General features: G+C 50.7%; 11 protein-coding genes and 1 tRNA gene. 6 read left to right on the top strand and 6 right to left on the bottom strand.

The window, feature by feature from the left end; translation table 11 throughout:
- Window positions 1-142: 142 nt before the first annotated feature.
- Genes gltB through carA form a run of 6 tightly spaced genes read left to right on the top strand, consistent with a single transcriptional unit; the run spans window position 143 to window position 15394 of the window.
- The gene (gene gltB, locus ACQ9LF_RS09235; protein ID WP_462489106.1) at window positions 143-4696 is read left to right on the top strand and encodes a glutamate synthase large subunit; all 4554 of its coding nucleotides are present in this window, start codon (window positions 143-145) and stop codon (window positions 4694-4696) included.
- Entirely contained in the window at window positions 4689-6113 is a 1425-nt protein-coding gene (locus tag ACQ9LF_RS09230; RefSeq protein WP_462489105.1) for a glutamate synthase subunit beta, read from the top strand. The genes gltB and ACQ9LF_RS09230 overlap by 8 nt, the downstream gene beginning before the upstream one ends.
- A gap of 20 nt (window positions 6114-6133) precedes the next feature.
- A complete protein-coding gene (locus tag ACQ9LF_RS09225; protein WP_462489104.1) occupies window positions 6134-7795 on the top strand; it encodes an NAD+ synthase in 1662 nt (553 codons plus the stop codon).
- A gap of 34 nt (window positions 7796-7829) precedes the next feature.
- On the top strand, window positions 7830-11030 hold the full coding sequence (gene carB / locus ACQ9LF_RS09220) for a carbamoyl-phosphate synthase large subunit (RefSeq protein WP_462489103.1): 3201 nt from the start codon (window positions 7830-7832) through the stop codon (window positions 11028-11030).
- A gap of 11 nt (window positions 11031-11041) precedes the next feature.
- The gene (gene carB / locus ACQ9LF_RS09215) at window positions 11042-14254 is read left to right on the top strand and encodes a carbamoyl-phosphate synthase large subunit (RefSeq protein WP_462489102.1); all 3213 of its coding nucleotides are present in this window, start codon (window positions 11042-11044) and stop codon (window positions 14252-14254) included.
- Window positions 14255-14257: 3 nt separating this feature from the next.
- Window positions 14258-15394: a glutamine-hydrolyzing carbamoyl-phosphate synthase small subunit gene (gene carA / locus ACQ9LF_RS09210; protein WP_462489101.1), complete on the top strand. Its 1137-nt coding sequence runs from the start codon at window positions 14258-14260 to the stop codon at window positions 15392-15394.
- 102 nt (window positions 15395-15496) lie between these two features.
- On the opposite strand, the gene ACQ9LF_RS09205 is transcribed toward carA, so the two are convergent.
- The 6 genes from ACQ9LF_RS09205 to ACQ9LF_RS09180 form a co-directional block, all read right to left on the bottom strand.
- Window positions 15497-16099: a hypothetical protein gene (locus ACQ9LF_RS09205; RefSeq protein WP_462489100.1), complete on the bottom strand. Its 603-nt coding sequence runs from the start codon at window positions 16097-16099 to the stop codon at window positions 15497-15499.
- A gap of 349 nt (window positions 16100-16448) precedes the next feature.
- Window positions 16449-16522: transfer RNA gene (locus ACQ9LF_RS09200), tRNA-Arg, on the bottom strand.
- Window positions 16523-16567: 45 nt separating this feature from the next.
- Complete coding sequence (locus tag ACQ9LF_RS09195) at window positions 16568-17869, bottom strand: ABC transporter permease (RefSeq protein WP_462489099.1); 1302 nt, start codon at window positions 17867-17869, stop codon at window positions 16568-16570.
- On the bottom strand, window positions 17866-18594 hold the full coding sequence (locus ACQ9LF_RS09190) for an ABC transporter ATP-binding protein (protein ID WP_462489098.1): 729 nt from the start codon (window positions 18592-18594) through the stop codon (window positions 17866-17868). Before ACQ9LF_RS09190 ends, ACQ9LF_RS09195 begins: the two co-directional genes overlap by 4 nt.
- Complete coding sequence (locus ACQ9LF_RS09185; protein ID WP_462489097.1) at window positions 18591-20579, bottom strand: efflux RND transporter periplasmic adaptor subunit; 1989 nt, start codon at window positions 20577-20579, stop codon at window positions 18591-18593. Before ACQ9LF_RS09185 ends, ACQ9LF_RS09190 begins: the two co-directional genes overlap by 4 nt.
- Window positions 20540-22132: a TolC family protein gene (locus ACQ9LF_RS09180; RefSeq protein ID WP_462489096.1), complete on the bottom strand. Its 1593-nt coding sequence runs from the start codon at window positions 22130-22132 to the stop codon at window positions 20540-20542. Before ACQ9LF_RS09180 ends, ACQ9LF_RS09185 begins: the two co-directional genes overlap by 40 nt.
- Between the last annotated feature and the right edge of the window lie 177 nt (window positions 22133-22309).

Below are 22309 nucleotides of genomic sequence, written 5' to 3'. Positions count from 1 at the left end.
TTTTTATCGACAAATGCGGATTTAATGCAGAAATCTTCATCATCTAAAAGGTTGAATCTTGACAGTGAAGGGGGATTTCGCTAAACTATTCCGAATTTTGTAACCCCTAAAAAGAAATAGGACTATAACCAGACAACGGAGAATGATTTTGGTACCAGAAAATCAGGGTTTATATGAGTCACGATATGAACACGACGCTTGTGGTATCGGTGCCGTGGTGAATATCAATGGGCGTAGGGATCATGCGATCCTTGAATATGGCAAGCAGGTGCTCTTGAATCTGCATCATCGCGGGGCGGCCAGTGCCGATGATATTACGGGCGACGGCGCCGGTATCCTGTTCCAGATTCCGCATGATTTTTTTGCAGATGTGTGTAAGACGCAGGGGATTGAACTGTCGCATCCCGGCACCTACGGCGTTGGGATGGTGTTCGGATCCAAGGATCCCCAGCTTCGTGCCAAGTGTGATGCAATCTTGGAACGGGCCATCGAACATTACGGGATGAAAGTCCTGGGCTGGCGTGATGTACCTTATAAGAATGATTGCCTTGGACCGATCGCTTTACAGGCGGAACCCTCTATTAAACAACTGTTTGTGGATGGCAAGGCGTATCGCGACGAAGCCCTGGAATGTCGGTTGTATATGGCCCGCAAACGGGCGGAAAAACAGGTTGCTGCTCTCGGCAGGCAAGGGGATGATTTCTATGTCAGTACCCTGTCTTGCCGGACCATCTGTTATAAGGGAATGTTCATGGCCTGGCAGTTGTTCGCATATTATCCGGATTTATCGGATGAGCGAATGACATCGGCGCTGGCTATTGTTCATCAGCGATACAGTACCAATACCTTTCCCAATTGGAAACTGGCTCACCCCTTCCGTTGCATTGCGCACAATGGCGAAATCAACACCCTCAGCGGCAATCGAAACTGTATGCGCATGCGGGAACAAAATCTTAAGTCGCCGATTCTTGGAGAAGATTTGTCCGATTTGATTCCCGTCCTGACTCCCGGCGCCAGTGATTCGGCCAATTTTGACGAGATGCTGGAGCTATTGGTCCGTGCGGGCCGGAGTATGCCGCACGCCATGATGATGCTGATTCCGGAGGCATTTGGGGCACGGTATCACATTAGTACCGATAAACGGGCCTTTTATGAATATCATTCCTCGATTATGGAGCCCTGGGACGGTCCGGCGGCAATGGTTTTTACCGACGGTCGTTATTTGGGCGGTACGCTGGACCGAAATGGTCTGCGTCCCAGTCGCTACCTGGTAACCACCGATGGTTTGGCAGTACTGGCCAGCGAGGCCGGGGTGATCGAATTTCCGTCCAATCAGATCCGTCAGAAAGGGCGTTTGCAGCCTGGTAAGATGTTTCTGGTGGATACCGTGGAAGGGCGAATCATCACCGACCAGGAAATCAAAAGCAAGATAGCCCGTCAGAAGCCGTATCGTCGATGGCTGGAAGAAAATCGCATTGAATTGCGGGGGCTGTTTGATACGCCCAAGGCGGCTATTACCGATATCGATACCTTATATACGCGGTTGCGAGTCTTTGGATATACCCGCGAAGAAATGCGGATGATTATTGCTCCGATGGCTCAAAATGGCCAGGAGCCGGTTGGGTCCATGGGCAACGATGCTGCGCTTGCCGTATTAAGTGACAGGCCTCGTCTGTTATACGACTATTTCAAGCAGTTGTTTGCCCAGGTTACCAATCCGCCAATTGATCCGCTGCGAGAAGGCCTGGTCATGAGCCTGATGAGCTTTACCGGCAAAAAACGAAATGTCCTGGATGAGACGCCCCAGCACTGCCGTCAGCTGAAATTGCCTCATCCCATTCTGACGAATGAAGACATGATTCGTCTTCGCAATGTGAAACGCGAAGACTTCAAAGTGGCAACCCTGCCGGCCTTTTTTGATGCCCATTCCAATGATCCGGCGGTCAATCTGGAACGCTCGCTGGATAAACTGGTCGCCGCTGCCCAGCGGGAAATTGACAATGGTGCATCCCTGTTAGTGATTAGCGATAAGGGGTGCGATGCCGACAAGGCCCCGATTCCTGCCTTGCTGGCGGTGGCCGCCGTACATCACGGGCTGATTGAAAAGGGCCTTCGTGGTGAGGCGGGGCTGATTGTCGAAACCGGCGAAGCTCGTGAAGTGATGCATTTTTGCCTGCTGTGTGGATTCGGTGCCAATGCGGTGAATCCTTATCTGGTCTTTGAGATGCTGCAGGAACTGCAGCGGCAGGGGGATTTGCCCGCCAAAATCGATTTGGGCCAGTGTGCGGACAACTTTATCGCCGCGATCAAAAAAGGAATCCTCAAGGTCATGAGCAAGATGGGCATATCGACCCTTCGCAGTTATTTCAATGCTCAGTTATTTGAGGCAGTTGGATTAAACAAGGAGTTTGTTGATAAATATTTTGTTGGAACCAGCTCCCGCATCGAAGGCATTGGCCTGCGTCAAATTGCTGCTGATGCCATTCGCCGGCATCACGAGGCCTATCGTAACCGCAGGCCCGGCGAACTCGAAATGGAATATGGCGGAGACTATCATTTCCGTTGTGAGGGAGAACGTCACCTGTGGAATCCGACGACCGTAGCCTGTCTGCAGCATGCGGTTATGAATAATGACCAGAAGGCTTACAATGAATTTGCCAAAGCCATCAACGAGCAGGATAAAGCACTGTGCACGCTGCGTGGCTTGTTCGAATTTGTCCCGGGTACACCCGTTCCGCTGGAGGAAGTGGAGCCGGCATCGGAGATTGTCAAGCGATTCTGTACCGGGGCGATGAGTCATGGTTCCATCAGCAAAGAAGCCCATGAATGCATGGCGATAGCGATGAACCGGATTGGTGCCATGAGCAACACAGGAGAAGGCGGCGAGGACCCCGAACGCTATAAACCGCTGCCCAATGGGGATTCTTTAAATAGCGCCATCAAGCAGGTGGCCAGCGGACGATTTGGCGTAACAATTAATTATTTGGCCCATGCCAAGGAACTGCAGATTAAAATGGCGCAGGGGGCCAAGCCGGGTGAAGGCGGCCAGCTGCCCGGCCATAAGGTAACCGATGAAATTGCACAGCTTCGTTTTTCAACGCCGGGTGTTACCCTGATTTCGCCTCCGCCGCATCATGATATTTATTCGATTGAAGATCTGGCCCAGCTGATTTACGACCTCAAGTGCAGTAATCCCACGGCCAAGGTTTCGGTCAAACTGGTCTCTGAAGTGGGGGTCGGGACAGTCGCTGCGGGTGTCTGCAAAGGGAATGCTGATGAGGTCCTCATCAGCGGCCATGATGGCGGGACGGGCGCCAGCCCCTTGTCTTCGATCAAACATGCCGGCTGCCCGTGGGAAATCGGGCTGGCGGAGACTCAGCAGGTACTAGTTCTCAATGGACTGCGTGACCGGATACGTGTGCAGGTGGATGGTCAGCTCCGGACCGGCCGAGACATTGTCATTGGGGCCTTGCTTGGAGCAGAACAATTCGGCTTCGGCACCAGTGCCCTGGTAACCATGGGATGCACTTTGCTTCGTCGGTGTCATGATGGTGCCTGTACGTACGGTATTGCGACACAGGACCCCGAACTCCGCAGCCGGTTCCGCGGCAAACCCGAATATATCATTCGTTATATGATGTTTGTGGCTGAAGAAGTACGGCAGATTATGGCTCAATTGGGCTTCCGTACAGTCCAGGAGATGGTTGGCCGGGCTGATCGGCTGTGCTCCAAAAAAGCCGTTGACCATTACAAAGCCAAAGGGCTGGATTTCTCAAAGCTGTTTTATATCCCGGAGCATAAGGATTCCAGCGCCATTCGACTCAGCCGGCCTCAGCCCTATCGGCTCGAAGATCATCTGGACTGGCAGATTATCGAAAAATGCAAAAATGCCATTGAAAAAGGCCAAAAAGTCTCCCTTGACATGCCGATTCGCAATGTCAATCGTACTGTGGGGACCATTCTCAGTAACAAAATTGCTCTGAAATATGGCCTGAAGGGATTGCCGGAAGACACCATTGATATCACCTTCCATGGCTCTGCGGGACAGAGTTTCGGTGCCTTCCTGGCCCGTGGTGTCACCCTTCGCCTTGTCGGCGAGAGCAATGATTATCTGGGCAAGGGATTATCTGGCGGCAAGATTATTGTGGAAACGCCGCCGGATTCGCCTTTTATGGCCCATGAAAATATCATTGTCGGCAATACCCTGCTGTATGGTGCTACCAGCGGCGAGGTGTATATCAACGGGATGGCCGGCGAACGATTCTGCGTTCGCAACAGCGGGGCTACGGCGGTTGTCGAAGGTGTCGGGGATCACGGCTGTGAATACATGACCGGCGGCCTGGTGATTGTGCTGGGTAAAACCGGCTGCAATTTTGCCGCGGGCATGAGCGGGGGCATTGCCTATGTGCTTGATGAAATGCAGTTGTTTGACACCCTTTGCAACCTTGATATGGTAGATTTGGAAAACGTTTGGCGGCAGGAAGATAAAGATATCCTGTATCAGCATATTGTAAAGCATGAAAAACTGACTCGCAGCAGCCGGGCAAAACGCATTCTCAATGCCTGGCCGGATATGGTGGGTCGTTTTGTGAAAGTAATACCAACGGATTACCGCAAGGCCCTCGAACGGATGCGCGAGCAGGAACGCAGGGCGGCGGAACAGACCCCGGCAACCGAGGAGGTGTTCCATGGCTAAGACAAAAGGCTTTATTGAATTTTCGCGGCAATCGACCGGCTACCGTCCGGTGGAATGCAGGATTAAGGATTACAAGGAAATTGAAATCCCCCTGACCCCCGATGAATTGAAAAAACAGGCGGCTCGCTGTATTGATTGCGGCATTCCGTTTTGCCATGGCACGGGCTGTCCAGTTCGCAATAATATCCCTGAATTTAACGACCTGGTGTACCAGGGACGCTGGCAGCAGGCCTGTGAGGTATTGCACGCGACGAATAATCTGCCGGAAATTACAGGCCGTGTGTGTCCGGCGCCTTGTGAAGCTTCCTGCACGCTGTCGATTAATGACAAACCCGTTACGATCCGGCATATTGAATACCAGATTGTGGAACGCGGTTTTGCCGAAGGCTGGATTAAGCCCATGCCGGCGGCGGTTAAAAATGGCAAAACGGTTGCTATCATTGGCTCTGGTCCGGCAGGATTGTCAGCGGCTCAACAGCTTGCCCGGGCTGGGTTTGATGTCTCAGTCTTTGAAAAAGATGAGAAGCCCGGCGGCCTGCTGCGGTATGGCATTCCGGATTTCAAACTCGAAAAGTGGGTGATTGACCGCCGGCTGGAACAAATGAAGGCTGAAGGCGTTAAATTTCATACCGGTGTCAATGCGGGCAAAGATATTTCCGCGCATTACCTGCAGAAAATGTATGATTATATCTGTATTACGATGGGGGCCGGCAAACCCCGTGATTTGCCGATTCCGGGCCGGGACATCCCGGGCATTTATTATGCGATGGAATTTTTGTCCCAGCAGAATAAGCTCAATTCCAATGAACCATTCGATTTGTCAAGTCGAATCAGTGCTGCCGGCAAGAATGTCCTGGTGATTGGCGGCGGGGATACCGGCAGCGACTGTGTGGGAACATCACGCCGTCAGGGGGCCGCGTCGATTACCCAGATTGAAATTCTGCCCCAGCCTCCGGAAAGCCGTCCCGCTGATACGCCCTGGCCGATGTGGCCCCGGCAGATGCGCACTTCGTCTTCTCATGAGGAAGGATGTACGCGGATGTGGGGTATTGCCAGCAAAAAGTTCGTCGGAGATGCCTCTGGTCTCAAAGAAGTCCATGCCTGCCGAGTAGATTGGAAACAGGAGAATGGACGCTGGATCATGAATGAAATCCCGAATTCCGAGTTGGTGATTAAAGCGGAGCTGGTTTTGCTGGCTATGGGGTTTGTGCATGTGGAACACAATCAGCTTATTCAGGATTTGCATCTTGACCTGGATGCCCGCGGCAACATTCAAGTCAATCACTATCAGTCCAACATCCCCTCGGTGTTTGCAGCCGGTGATGCGGTCTCCGGGGCTTCTCTGGTGGTTCGGGCGATTGACAGCGGGCGTAAGGCTGCTGAAGCCATTTTGAACTGGTATCAGAAAAACAGTTAGACACAGGGGATTGGGAACACATGGCGATACGGATAGCGCTGGTACAGTGTAATGTCGCGGTAGGCGATCTGGCAGGCAATGCCGCCATGATTGGCCATTTTGCAGCGACGGCCCAGGCGCAGGGTGCCGATATCGTTGTTTTCCCGGAAATGTGTTTGTGTGGCTACCCGCCGGAGGATTTGCTCCTGCGTCCGCGTTTCCTGCAGGATACCCGGCAGGTTCTGGAACAACTGGCTGCCGACTGGGACGGTCCAGTTCTGATGGTCGGATTCGCTGAACAACAGGATACACATATCTACAATTCACTGGCCGTCATTCAAAGCGGTAAAATCGCTTCCATTTATCGCAAAGTGCTTTTGCCCAATTACGGCGTGTTTGACGAAAAACGTTATTTTACCCCCGGCTATGAACCCATGGTATGTGAAGTCAACGGGGTACATCTGGCTTTGACCATCTGTGAAGATATCTGGAATCTTGACTGGCTGACACGATTTCTGAAACCCTGTCGTTTTGATGGTATCATCAACATTTCCGCATCACCTTTCCATTCCGGAAAATCCAATCAGCGTCAGGCAATTGTCGGACAATGTGCCGCCCATTTTCAAAAGCCGGTCTTCTACTGCAATCTCATCGGTGGACAGGATGAACTTGTGTTTGACGGGCGGAGCCTGATTGCCGACCAAACAGGCGCGGTTATCGCCTCCGGCAAGGCCTTTGAAAATGATATTGTCTATGCAGATATCACCATCCAAAATCAGTCTGTTCTTGTCTCTTTACCGCCATCGGCTGAATCGCTTCCTGTAAAAGAGGAACTGGAACCCGTTGCCGAAGTCTATCAGGCTCTGGTGCTGGGGACACGGGATTATGTTCGTAAAAACGGATTTAGCAAAGCGATGCTTGGTCTTAGTGGCGGGATTGATTCAGCACTGACAGCTGTGATTGCTGCGGATGCACTTGGGGCGGAACATGTTCTTGGGATTACGATGCCGTCTCGATTCAACAGTACCCAGACCCAGGATGATGCCCGAAAGCTGGCCGAAAACCTGGGCATTCATTTTTATAGTCTGCCCATCGAGAGTATTTTAAAAGAATTCAGCACGGTGTTGTCTGCAGTCCCGGGCTGGAATGAACAGGGGCTTGCTTATGAAAATCTTCAGGCCCGTATTCGCGGCTGCCTGATGATGTCGCTGTCCAATCAGCTTGGCTATATGGTTTTGACCACAGGCAACAAGAGCGAAACCGCCGTGGGGTATTGCACTCTCTACGGCGATACGGCAGGTGGCTTTGCCGTCATCAAAGATGTCCCCAAAACCCTGGTCTATCAGCTCAGCGAGTATGTCAATCGGATGGCAGGGAAAGAACGGATTCCCCAAAGCACCATTGACCGCGTCCCCACCGCCGAACTGCGGGCCAACCAGAAAGACAGCGATTCGCTGCCGGAATATGATATCCTTGATGTCATCCTGCAGGGACACATCGAACGCGAGAAATCCCCCTCCGAACTGATTGCCGAAGGGTTTCCGCCGCGAACGGTTGAACGGGTATTTCGTTTGGTGGATTTGGCCGAGTACAAGCGACGCCAATGCCCCCCCGGTGTCAAGATCACTCCCCGGGCTTTCGGCAAGGACCGGCGGATGCCTATTACTAATCGATATAAACCGGATTTCTCCGGAAACGCATGAAGCATGAAGAACTTAGCATGAAGGACACTGGCCAATGCCAAAACGTACAGACATCAAAAAAGTATTGATTATCGGCTCCGGTCCGATCGTAATCGGTCAGGCTTGTGAATTCGATTATTCCGGCACACAGGCATGTAAAGCATTGCGCAAACTCGGATACCAAATTGTTCTGGTCAATTCCAACCCGGCGACTATTATGACCGACCCGGGCATGGCGGATGTTACTTACATCGAACCCCTGAATGTCAAGTCGCTGGAAATGATTATCGCCAAAGAGCGTCCGGATGCCTTGCTGCCCAACCTGGGTGGTCAGACCGGTCTGAATTTATCGTCGGACCTGGCCAAAAAAGGCATTCTTGATAAATATGGTGTGCAGATTATCGGCGTTAAGGAAGACGCCATCGAACGGGGTGAAGACCGTCAGATATTCAAAGATACCATGGCGTCTTTGGGGATTGATACGCCGCGCAGTGAAATTGCCTACAGTCTTGAGGATGCCGAACGCATTCTCGAGAAGATTGGCCTGCCCTGTGTCATTCGCCCGGCCTATACGATGGGCGGTACCGGCGGGGGGCTGGTTTATAATATCGAGGAATTCCGTACCATTGTCAGCCGTGGGCTTTCGGCCAGCCTGGTTGGCCAGGTTCTAATTGAAGAATCGGTTGAAGGGTGGGAAGAACTCGAACTGGAAGTGGTCCGCGATTCCAAAGGCCAGAAAATCACCGTCTGTTTTATCGAGAATATCGATGCAATGGGAGTCCATACCGGAGATTCATTCTGTGCCGCTCCCATGCTGACGATTGAAAAATCACTTCAGGATAAACTGCAGCAATATTCCTATGCTATAGTGGATGCCATCGGTGTAATCGGCGGCACCAATGTCCAGTTTGCCCACAATCCCAAAACCGGACGTGTGGTAGTGATTGAAATCAACCCCCGCACATCCCGCTCCTCGGCTTTGGCATCCAAGGCAACCGGGTTCCCGATAGCATTTGTCTCTTCCTTGCTGGCAGGGGGGCTGACCCTCGATGAAATCCCCTATTGGCGGGATGGGACGCTCGAAAAATACACCCCCTCCGGCGATTATGTTGTCATTAAATTTGCCCGGTGGGCCTTTGAGAAATTCCGCGGCATTAAAGATCAGCTCGGCACCCAGATGCGTGCTGTCGGGGAAGTCATGAGCATCGGCAAAAATTACAAGGAGGCACTCCAAAAGGCTATTCGTTCGCTCGAAAACGGCCGATATGGACTGGGCTTTGCCAAAGATTTCAACAAAAAAACCCTTGATGAGCTGATGACTATGCTGGCATATCCCACCAGCGAACGGCAGTTCATTATGTATGAAGCTCTTCGCAAGGGGGCAACCGTGGAAGCCCTGCAAGCCAAGACCTATATCAAAGCCTGGTTTATTCAGCAGATGAAGGAATTGGTCGAACTGGAAGAACAGATTTTGCAATACAAAGGTAAAACGCTGCCGGATGCCCTGCTTATTCAGGCCAAAAAGGATGGGTTTGCCGATAAATATCTTGCCAAGCTGCTGGGTATCCCTGAAAAGGATATTTTTCAGAAACGCAAGGCTCTGGGCATCATGGAAGCCTGGGAACCGGTTCCAGTCAGCGGTGTCGAAAATGCGGCTTATTATTATTCAACCTATAATGCCCCTGACAAAGTCACTGTCAGCAATCGCAAAAAAATTATGGTTCTCGGCGGCGGCCCTAACCGCATTGGCCAGGGTATTGAATTCGATTACTGCTGTGTCCATGCAGCCTTTGCACTGCGTGAGATGGGCTATGAAACCATCATGGTCAATTGCAACCCGGAAACCGTATCGACTGACTATGACACCTCCGACAAGCTTTACTTTGAACCGCTGACGGTCGAAGATGTGCTGCAGATTTATAACAAGGAACAGCCCGAAGGCGTCATCGTGCAGTTTGGCGGCCAGACTCCTCTGAACATCTGCAGGCAACTGGAACAGGCCGGCGTGCGCATTCTGGGAACCTCAACCGATTCCATTGATTTGGCTGAAGATCGGGACCGTTTCAGCAAGGTCATCAAAAAACTGGGCATCCCCCAGCCGGCATCGGGAATGGCTTCCAACCTGCAACAAGCCCTCGAGATTGCAAAGACAATCGGCTACCCCCTGATGGTTCGTCCCTCGTACGTGTTGGGTGGACGAGGCATGGAAGTCGTCTATGATGAACAGATGCTGACTCATTATGTCAATGCCGCCGTGGATATCTCTCCGGATCGTCCGATTCTGATTGACAAATTCCTCGAACATGCTCTCGAAGTCGAAGCGGACGCTATTTCCGACGGGAAAGACGCTTTTATTCCCGCGATCATGGAGCATATCGAACTGGCCGGCATACACTCGGGCGACTCCGCCTGCGTCCTGCCGCCGGTGTCGATTCCGCCCCGGCACCTGCAGACGATCGAAGACTACACACGCAGAATTGCCGTAGAATTGAAAGTCTGCGGTTTGATTAATATTCAGTATGCCATTGCCGGAGATAAAGTCTATATTCTTGAGGCTAACCCCCGAGCTTCACGAACGGTGCCCCTCGTATCTAAGGTATGCAATATCCAGATGGTTCGGATTGCAACTCAGCTAATGATGGGTAAAAAGCTGTCGGAAATATCGCTTTCTCACAGAAAAATCCCGCATTATGGAGTGAAAGAGGCGGTTTTTCCGTTCAATATGTTCCCGGAAGTGGACCCGATTCTGGGGCCGGAAATGCGATCCACCGGCGAAGTGCTTGGGATGGCTGATTCGGCTGGGATGGCATTCTATAAGTCTCAGGAGGCTGCTCAGCAAATCCTGCCTCTGATGGGCAAGGTGTTGATTTCCGTAGCCCAGAAAGACCGTAATGAGATACTTGAGCCGGCCAGGATACTTAAGAAAGCCGGACTGGATATTATTGCGACGGAAGGTACATATCTTTTCCTGACGCAGCACGGAATCGAAGCCGAAAAGATACTTAAGCTCCATGAGGGCCGCCCCAATATTCTCGACAGTATCATGAATGGCGAAATAAAAATGGTAATTAATACTCCGGCCGGCAAACAAAGCAGCCATGATGATTCGTATATACGTAAAGCCTCTATTAAATATAAGGTTCCGTATGTGACAACGACTGCGGCGGCGCTGGCAGCGGCAAAAGGCATATTGGCATGCAAAGAAAAACAGCGTGATGTGAAATCGCTGCAGCAATATCATAAAGAAATTGGATAAGGACTACACGAGTGCCGAAAGATAAATCCATCAAAAAAATTCTGATTATCGGTTCAGGCCCCATCGTCATTGGTCAGGGCTGTGAATTTGACTATTCCGGCGCACAGGCCTGCAAAGTGCTTCGCAAAGAAGGCTATCAGGTGATCCTGGTCAATAGCAATCCTGCAACCATTATGACCGACCCGGAAATGGCGAACAAAACTTACATTGAGCCGATTACTCCGGAGATAGTGGCCAAAATTATTGAGAAAGAACGCCCGGACAGCCTGCTGCCGACGCTTGGCGGACAGACCGGCCTGAACACCGCGGTGGCCCTGGCGGAAATGGGAGTCTTGAAAAAATACAAAGTCAGACTCCTGGGTGCCAATTTGCAGGCCATTAAAAAAGCCGAAGAACGAGACCGGTTTAAAAAAATCGTTCAGGATATCGGACTGGAAGTGCCCAAAAGCGGCTTTGCTCATTCTGTCGATGAAGCCATGAAAGTAATGGAACAGATTGGCTTTCCGCTGATCATTCGTCCCTCTTACACCCTGGGTGGTATGGGCGGCAATGTGGCCTATAACCTGGAAGAATACAAACGGATGGTGCAGTGGGGGCTGGACCTCAGCCCCATACACCAGATTCTGGTTGAAGAGTCTGTCGTCGGATGGAAAGAGTATGAACTTGAAGTCATGCGGGATCGCAAAGACAATGTGGTGATTGTCTGTTCAATTGAGAACCTTGACCCGATGGGTATCCATACCGGCGACAGCATTACCGTCGCACCGGCCCAGACGCTGTCGGACAAAGAATATCAGGTCATGCGTGATGCGGCACTGAAAATCATCCGCGCCATCGGTGTTGAAACGGGGGGGTCGAACATCCAATTTGCTGTCAATCCCAAAAACGGCAAGCTGTATGTTATCGAGATGAATCCTCGCGTTTCCCGCAGCTCGGCGCTGGCCTCCAAAGCCACCGGGTTTCCGATTGCCAAAATCGCTTCGCTGCTGGCGGTGGGGTATACCCTCGACGAAATTCCCAACGACATCACCAAAAAGACCCCGGCCTGTTTTGAGCCGACGATTGACTATGTCGTGGTCAAGTGGCCGCGGTTTACATTCGAGAAATTCCCCCAGACCAGCCCGGAACTGACCGTTCAGATGAAATCGGTCGGTGAAGCGATGGCCATTGGTCGTACGTTCAAGGAAGCATTCCAGAAAGCCATTCGGTCGCTTGAAATCGACCGCTATTCACTGGATGCCCGCCATATCAAACCGGGCCTGAATGATGACCAGTTACAGGAACGGCTGCGGAAAAATTACTGGGATAAATTGTGGTATGTGGCCGAGGCTTACCGTCGCAAATACACCACCCAGGAAATCTTTGAATTGACCCATATTGATCCCTGGTTTTTGAATCATATCAAAGATCTGGTCGAAATGGAAAAGAGTCTCTTTTCCGTCGGATTCGACAAACTGACTCCGGAATTGCTTCGTCAGGCCAAAGAAGCCGGCTTTAGCGACAAGTATTTATCGATGAAATATGGTGTTGAAGAGACGGCCATTCGCCAAAAACGTCTGGATGCTGGGATTAAGCCTGTCTATAAAATGGTGGATACCTGCGGTGCTGAATTTGAAGCTTCAACGCCCTATCTGTATTCGACTTACGAATCAGAATGTGAGGCCAATCCGACCACACGCCGTAAAATTATGATTCTTGGCGGGGGGCCTAACCGGATTGGTCAGGGTATTGAGTTTGATTATTGCTGTGTTCATGCAGCCTTTGCGCTGGAAGAAATCGGCATCGAATCGATTATGGTCAACTGCAACCCGGAAACCGTATCGACTGACTATGATACGTCGGATCGGCTGTATTTTGAACCGTTGACGTATGAAGATGTGATGTCGATCATCGATACAGAAAAACCCGACGGCGTCATTGTGCAGTTCGGCGGGCAAACGCCCTTGAAGTTATCCAAAGCTCTTCACAAGGCGGGGGTTCCGATTATCGGTACCTCGCCCCGCAGTATTGAAATTGCGGAAGACCGCAAATTGTTCAATAAACTGGTGGAGAAACTCAATCTGCTCCAGCCGTTCAGCGGCACCGCCACCAGCTATGAAGAAACGCTGAAGGTGGCCCAAAAGCTGGGCTATCCGTTGCTGGTTCGTCCCTCTTTTGTCCTGGGCGGGCGGGCTATGGATATCGTGTACGATGAATCCTCGCTGAAGGCCTGTGTCGATGAGGCTCTCGAAGTGTCCGGCGAGCATCCCATCCTGATCGACAAGTTCCTTGATGATGCAACCGAACTGGATGTCGATGCCATCTGTGACGGCCAGACGGTGGTGATTGGCGGCGTCATGGAGCACATCGAAGAAGCCGGGATTCACTCCGGTGACAGTGCCTGCTTCCTGCCTCCGGTAACACTCAAACCCGAAACCATCGCCGAAGTGAAACGCCAGACTCGACTGCTGGCTCTGGAATTGCAGGTCAAAGGCCTGATTAATATTCAGTTTGCCATTAAGGATGATAAGGTCTATATTCTGGAAGTCAATCCTCGGGCTTCCCGGACGATTCCATTTGTCAGCAAGGCCATTGGCGTTCCGCTGGCCAAGCTGGCTGCCAAAATCCAGGCCGGAATGACACTCCAGCAGCTTGGCTTTACCCAGGAGGTATCTCGAAATCATTACGCGGTCAAGGAAGCGGTTTTCCCATTCCTGAAATTCCAGGGCGCCGATGTCATTCTCGGTCCTGAAATGCTGTCCACCGGCGAAGTGATGGGGATATCCAATGACTATGGTGTTGCCTATGCCAAATCACAGATCGCTGCTGGCTGCAATTTGCCCACCAAAGGGACCGTGTTTATCAGTGTGCGTGATGCAGACAAACCGCGAGCAGTGCAAATGGCCCGAAAACTCCACGAGTTGGGCTTCAAAATACTGGCCACCAAAGGGACCTGTATCGAATTAATTAAGAACAACATTCCTTCGGAATTTGTACGCAAAATGATTGAAGGACGCCCCAATGTGGTTGACCTGATGATTAATAACCAGATTGACTTGATTGTCAATACCACGGTGGGTGAACAGACTATCCGGGATTCCTTCCCGATCCGCCGTACCGCCCTGGATCGGCAAATTCCGTATATTACCACCATTCGCGGTGGTCTTGCGGCAGCACGAGCCATTGAAGCACTGCAAAATGAAAAATTGACGGTCAAATCGATTCAAGCCTATTACAGGAAGTAATTTATGTCGAATAATAAAGCGATTTTATTGCTGGAAGACGGCACCGTATTTATCGGCCGCTCTTTTGGCGCCAAAGGGACCGCCGTCGGCGAGGTCGTATTCAACACCTCGATGACCGGCTACCAGGAAATCACGACGGACCCGTCCTACTTTGAACAGATATTAACAATGACCTATCCAATGATAGGCAATTATGGCACCGACTCTGGGGACTGGGAGTCTCGCAAATTGTTTTGCTCGGGCTTTATCGTCAAGGAAAATTGTCCTTTCCCCAGTAATTGGCGGAATGAAAAAACATTTAGTGATTACCTCAAAGAAAACAATGTCGTCGGCCTGGAAGGCATCGATACCCGTAAACTGGTTCGCCATATCCGCACCCAGGGAGCGATGCGGGGAATTATCTCCTCGTGTGAACTGGATGTGAATATACTCCGGAAAAAACTGGATGCCTATCCCGGCCTGGTTGGACGCGATATTGTTCAGAATGTCACCCTCGGCAAGTCCTACCAATGGACCCAGGGAGTCGTAGACGTACTGACAGGACAGGAGTGCAAACCCAAACCCAAATACAAGGTTATCGCCTTCGATTTCGGCATTAAACAGAATATCCTGCGTCTATTGGTTTCGCATGGCTGCAAGGTCGAAGTCGTTCCGGCCGACACTACCGCCGCTCAGATACTCAAAAAGAAGCCTGACGGCGTCTTTCTCAGCAATGGTCCCGGCGACCCGGCCGCGGTTACCTATGCTATTGATGGCATTCGCGGCCTGCTTGGCAAAGTTCCCATTTTCGGTATTTGTCTGGGCCATCAGCTTCTGGGGCTGGCCCTTGGCGGGACAACGTATAAACTCAAATTCGGCCACCGCGGGGCCAATCATCCGGTTAAAAATCTGGAAACTGGCAAAATTGAAATCACCAGCCAGAATCATGGCTTCTGTGTCGATATTAATTCGCTCAAAGACAAAAACGTCGAATTAACTCATATGAACCTTAATGATAATACGCTGGAAGGGCTTCGTTGTAAAAAGCTCAAAGCCTTTTCTGTCCAGTATCACCCGGAAGCCTCTCCCGGCCCGCATGATTCACAATATCTATTCAAGCAGTTTACCGACTGGATGGACAAGTCCAGGAAGACAAAATAGGTTTCAAAAGGGAAATCAAAAAGGCCTGCGATTACAAAACCGCAGGCCTTTATTTTAAGCAACTCGATTCCTTTACTCAACAAAAAGGGAGAATCGAGTATTTTAGTTCAGCATCCCCATCAGAACCAGTCTGGCTTCCTGACGGACATTCACCACTTTCTTCAACTCGGCCTGAGCAGCAGCCAGTTCTTTCTGTGCAGCATCTTTGGCAGCCCGGAGTGCAGTCAGTTTTGCCGTAATGTCTTCAGCGGTTGAAGATTCATTCTGCAAAGCTTCACTCAATGCAGCGGAAGCTTTCTGGACTTCACTCTGCTCTCTGGCAGGCTGCTGATCCGGTGCCTGGCCTTGTCCCTGTCCACCCGGACGGTTGCCGCGTCCGGCCATTCCCATACCCATTCCCATGCCACGTGCATTAACCTGGTTGGACAAGGTCATAACCTTCTTGAGCGGAGGCTCAATCTTGGCCCATTCTGCATCGGTAGCATTCAACTGAGTTTTGGCCATTTCAAGCATACGCGCCTGAAAGTCCATTTGTGATCCAAAACCACCTTGTCCACCCGGGCCTCGTTGTCCGCCCTGGCCGCCGCCAAAACCACCCTGAGCCGGAGGTTGTCCCTGATTGCCGGCCGCCCAGATAAACGGGATAGAAACAGTTGCCAATAATAGACTTGCGACGACTACCATCATTTTACGATTCTTAAGCATGGGTCCAATCCTTTCTGTGTAAAATTGAATAATAAGGTTTAAAAACGAATCGTAAAAGGCAAGACGCCGGATTGTCCCATAATATTGCAAAAATTTTCCTTTTCGATAATTACTGATAATCGACTTAGAATATCTATATATTAAATGGTTTTCAAGATGTTCAAACTGGAGTGTTCCGGGAAAAAAAGAAAAATGTGCATGGATGGACAAACCTGCTCGCTGGCGTCTGCTTGCATTATGGGTACATAGCGAAACTGGCAAAATCAGAAAAAATCAATTAGGAGGCTGAAAATAACAAAAAAACCGCATTATTCAATAAAAAAACACGGTTTTGGCCCAAAAAATTGAATGCGTCTGTAGGGACTCGAACCCCAAACCCTCAGTTCCGAAGACTGATGCTCTATCCAATTGAGCTACAGACGCAACAGTAGGGAATATACTATGCTGGTTTGAAATTTGCAACTGTGTTTATTCGTGTCGTAAGGATTCAATCGGGTCCATATTCGCGGCTTTGACGGCCGGATACAGCCCGAATGTCAATCCGACAGCCCCGGAGATGCCAAATGACAGCAGCATGGCTTGGCTGGTGATAACTGTCGGCATTTTGCCGAAAACCGTGACTGCGATTGGGATAACTGCCCCCAGTGCCATACCAAACAATCCGCCGGTCAGCGTCAACAAGAGCGTTTCTGATAAAAACTGAATAACAATATCGCGTTTTTTGGCCCCCAAAGCCCGTCTGATTCCGATTTCGCGAGTTCGCTCGCTGACCGTAGCCAACATAATGTTCATAATACCAATACCGCCAACCAACAGAGATATAGCGGCGATAGACCCTAAGACGATGCTAAATATCCGTTTTGTCCGAATCGCCTGCCGGAGCAATTCCAGCGGGACAATAACCTGATAATCCTGTTGTTTATGGAAGCGTTTGAGCATTCCTTCAAGCAAATCACGAATCGGCAGTACATCTTCAATGGTAGGAACTTTGACCGTGATTTCGCTTAATTCCACACGCTCTCCGACCATCCCTGTGGTCCCGCTGAATTGCAACAATATCTCACCAAAACGGCTTTTCATGGTCGTAATCGGCATATACACCTTGCCATTGGCTCCTGTGGAAGAAGCCGTCATTTGAGTTTCGAGGTGGTCGTCTTCATTTTTCTCGGTTTTGGTTTCACTGACCACTCCCACAATCCGGTAATAGTCCCCGCCGATCTTAATATCCATGCCAATGGGATCGTCAACAACAAACAAGGAATCTGCGGCATCCTGGTCAATGACGCAGACATTCAGCGTATAATACATGTCATTGGTTTCAAGAAAGCGACCTCGCTGGAGCTGAACCGGGGCTAGTTCCGGATACCACGGTACCGTGCCAATAACCTCGACCCCCAGCACCCGGTTGCGGTAGTAGGCCTTGTGACTGATCACTTTCGAGGGCACGACCACCTGAGCATTCGGAATGGTATCCCGGAACCGCTCTGCATCATCGTATGTCAGGCCGTACTGAACCAGCGACTGCTGAGTCGTGTCGGAAGCGGTCTGCTGCGGGGGCTTGAGAGTTTTCAAAATAATATTGGTGCTTCCCAGCCGGGCAATTTGCGCCTGAGCCTGTCGACTGGCTCCCTCGCCAATGGCCAGCATGGCAATCACGCTCGATACCCCGAAAATAATACCCAGCATCGTCAGCATGGACCGCAGCCGATGCAGCCACAGGCTGCGAAGGCTGATTTGCAATACACCTCCAATTTGCAGCAGGATACTCATGGTTCCGTCCTCGTGTAAGTCTGCTGGCGTTCGATTTTACCGTCGAGCATATGAATGCTCCGCTGAGTCCGTTTGGCCACGTTGCTGTCATGGGTGACGACAATAATTGTTTTGCCGGCTGAGTGGAGTTCATCCAGCAGGCCCAGAATGTCTGATCCGCTCCGGCTATCCAGGTTGCCAGTCGGTTCGTCAGCCAGCAGAATGACCGGATCATTCGCCAGGGCACGGGCGATGGCGACACGCTGCTGCTGACCGCCTGACAACTCCGACGGTCGGTGATGCAGGCGATCTTTGAGGCCGACTCGGCAGGCCAGTTCGATTGCTCGTTCACGGCGCTCATGCTTGTGAACCTGCTGATAATACATCGGCATTTCGATGTTCTCGACCAGGTTGAGTTGTGGAATCAGATTAAAAGACTGAAAAATGAAACCAATTCGCTTGCCTCGAATCGTCGAGAGGGTGTCATCATCCATTTCGGAAATATCCAGTCCTCCCAGCAGGTACTTGCCGCCGGTAGGGCGGTCCAGGCATCCCAGTAAATTCAACAGCGTGGATTTGCCCGACCCGCTGGGTCCCATGATCGCGGCATATTCCCCTTTGTGAAAACACAGATCGATCCCACGCAAAACCGGCAGTTCGGTATGTGCAAGAAAATAGGACTTGCGAATATCCTGAAGCTCAACAACCGTCTCAGGAGTTGGTTTTGATGAAGAGGACTGAATCATGGTCTTGTTTCTGTCTGTACGGGTATGTTTTCCGGGTTTTGACGACTACGACGCTGTCCCTGGGGCCTGTCAATAGGAGCCGTACCGCTTCCTTCTGGATTATTCTGCTGCATGCGATCCAATCCCATCCCCTCAGGACGCTGGCGAAGGGGGCGGTCTGTCCCAATGCTGCCGGGTTGGGCATTCTCCTGGGGCTGATTGGGTAAAGTACCCTGGCCGTTCACTCGGCGGCGTCCGGTTGGATTCTGACTGTCCGGAGAAAATTGCCCCGGTGCCGGGAATCCGCTGGGGCGGTCCGGATTGTCAGATTGCATTAATCCGCCATTGGGCCGCTCACGGGTCTGGTTGTTAATCGGTATCAGGTCTGGCATATCCGGCAGAGTATCCGGAAGCGGAGTTCCCTGCTGCTGGTCAAATATCCTCGGCGGATTCAAAAGAACAGATTCGCCTTCATTTAAGCCCGACACAATTTGGACAAATTTATCATTGTACGGGCCGGTCTGAACCTCGCGGGCTTCATTGCCGCGCAGTGTATGAACATAGCAGTATTTTTTGCCGCCGCGATTGGAAACACACTGCACGGGAACCGCCAGAACATCTTTTAACTGGGCAATAATAATCTCGACCTTGGCTGACATTCCCGGACGCAGCATTTCGCCGCCTTGAAGGAGGACATCTGTGGAATAGATTTTCAAGTCCGGATTTGACATAAAGCCGGCCTGATCAGGCAGGGGGGAAATCTTGGTAACCTGCCCATAAAAGACATTGTCCGGCATTGCATCAACAACAACCCGTGCCTTTTGTCCAATAGCTATTTTGTCAACGTTGGTCTCATGAATTTTGGCATCCACCGCCATTTGCGTGGTATTGGGAATCGACATAATTTCTTCGCGTTCATAAACCTCGCGTCCGACTTCGATGGAGGTCCTGGAGCGGCTGCCTCGGCTAAACTGGGTGGCATAAACCACCATACCCGGACATGGGGCTTTAATGACACTGGCGGCCATCTGACGCTGATACCGCTCAAGACGTTCTTTTTCCAGTGCAAATTTTGCATCGGCACTGCTCAGCTTTGCCATAGCCTGAGCTTCCTGGGACCGGGCTTTGGCCAGGATTCGCTCCAGCTGCCGCTGGGCTTCAATATAATCACTGAACAGCTTGTGAGCCTGTTTGGGAAATTCATAGTTGAAAAATAAATCCAACGCGGTCTGGGCTCGTTCGTGAGTGATTTTGCATTTATCAGCTTTCAGCTTGTCGGATTCCAGGTCCGTCTTGGCAACATAATTTTTGGCGTATAGCTTCTCGGTCCAGTTGTAGGTATTTTGGGCAATATAATATTCCGATTCTGCAACGTTGATATCCGCAATCAATTGGCGGTAGGTTTGCAGGGCTTCACCACCAAGCTGGTTGGGGTCTGCGGTCAGTTTTTTGAAGTCCTGGTCTGTGATCGGCCTGCTATTGGCGTCTGCGATCAGTTTATCAGCGGCATATTGACCCAGATATTTCTGTAAATCCATCAGCGCGAATTTGACAGTCAGTATTCCCTGCTGAATGTCAGACTCGTTTTGGTTTTTTTGGATTTCAAGATTTTCCTTCGCGTCGGTCAGATCGGCCATGGCACTGTTGTATTGGATCTGCTGCTGGTTCAAATCCTGCTTGATGCTGGACGTATCCAGTTCAAGAATCACTTTGCCTTCAGCAACATCCTGTTCCGTCAGAATCGTTCCTTCGGGGACCACATTGACAATGGTGGTTCGCCCTTCGACTTCGGAACGAATGGTGACTGCATTGCTGGCCTTAATGGAGCCGCTTTCGGTCACACTGATAACCAAATCCTGGCGTTTGACGGTATAGAGGGCTTCACTGCTTTTGGCAACAGCTTTACCGCTCTGCCCATAAAAGACACGCCACAGTCCCAACACTCCGGCTATTACCACAACGGCAATTAAAATCCTTTTGAATCCGATTTTTCTGGTAGCTGCCATAATCCATCCGGTTTAACTGAAAGTACTTCGATATCACGATAAAAACTTAATTTGGCTATATTGTAATCGACCAGGGTAGAGGTCGTTGCATTTTGTGCTGAAAGCAGGGCGTTTTGCGATTCCAGCACGTCACGCGTCTGAACCCGACCCGCCTGAAACAGCAGCGAGGTGCTTTTCACTCGTTCTTTTGCCAATTCAAGACTGAGCAGCTGAATCTTGTAGCGTTGTGCGGATTCAACCAGAGAACGATAATTGTTTCGCACATCTAATTTGACATTATCGATACCATCCTCATAATCCCGCTGGCGTTGAATCAGGGTAATCAGAGATTCCCGGTAATTATTTCGCTCCGACTTGCGATCAAAGGGCAAGTCCACCTGAGCACCAATACTGTAACTGCCGTCGTTAAACCGCAGTCGTCCTGCCTGCCTGTCAGGGGTGGAATCCACATTGGCCCGGGCAATGATATTTAAATCCGCCTTGAGCGCATTTTCAGACACTTTGATTTTCCGACGGGCATCATCCACCTGATCCCTGATTGTTGCCAAATCAAGTCGCAGTGCCAACGCGGTTTGAATCGCATCGTCCACATTGAACTCTGGCTCAGTCACTTCCATCGTGGACAGTATCTCCAGGGCATTCGGGTCAAGTTCGATTGAGGCATCGGTTGGAATGGCGAGTCTGATTTTAAACGTATCCAGGGCCTGCTGGTATGCTCGCTCTGCCCCAGCCAGATTGTCGCGTGCATCCAGCATCTGCTGTTTGGTCTGGTCCGCTTCAAACATATCCAGCCGACCGGCCATGGCCTTCAGATTCGATTGGTCATAGGCCAGCTGCAGACTTTTGTAATTGCTTTCGGCGTTCTTGACTCGATCCAGAGCCTGCAATACGCGATAATAGTCGCTTACGATTGAGACCACAAATGTTTTGCGATACCGGCTAAATGTCCGGATTTGATACAGAACATTGCGTTCTGCCTGTGTCAGATTTTCCATCACGACATCTTTACCGGCTCCCCGAAGAAGGGGCTTGCTGATCGTTGCGCTCAGAACACTTCCAAGGCTTTCCCGCGGGTCACCCGTCAGATAACGAAGCCAGTCGGAGGCAATGCTGGTCGAAATCTGAGTTCCATCTTCCAGAAGCCTGTTTAAGCCCACCTCGCCGCCGCCTGTCAGGGATTCGTCTGACTCGTTTCGGCTGTAGGTACCGTCGAAGGTACCAAACCACTTGGTGGCAAAGTTATGACGGAATAGTGTTAAATCCAGCGCAGACAGGTACAACGATTCCTTTTGCCGCTGATAATCCCGGTTCCGAGCGGTTGCCAATGCCACCGCTTCAGCAAGGGTTAGTTTCCCGGTTGGAATGTAATTGGGATCAAAAAATAAATCGTTGGGATCTCGTTCCACATCCGAAATCCGCGAATTCGCACGGGTGCCATGTTCGGCCTTCCACTTGCTGTCTAAAATGCTCTGGACTTCCTTGTCTGCGTCAGCTTTATACTGTTCCGGTGAACAGCCAATACAGGCCAGACAACAGCAGCTTAATACAAGCAAGAACTGAACAAAACGATACCGATCGGATAATTGCTGATTTATCTTTTTTGTTTTATCAGGACATAACATATTCGTTAATTAATCAATAAGGCCGTCATTAGTTTTATTGTGCTTATGACGTTATATCCTATGATTTTGTTGCAAAAAAGTATAAAAATACATTTAAATTCGAAAATT

The organism is Anaeroglomus insulsum (assembly GCF_050689095.1).
In the GTDB taxonomy this organism is placed as follows: Bacteria; Planctomycetota; Phycisphaerae; order Sedimentisphaerales; family Anaerohalosphaeraceae; genus Anaeroglomus; species Anaeroglomus insulsum.
The sequence above is the reverse complement of the archived record's forward strand: the minus strand, read 5'-3'. Positions and strand labels throughout refer to the sequence as shown.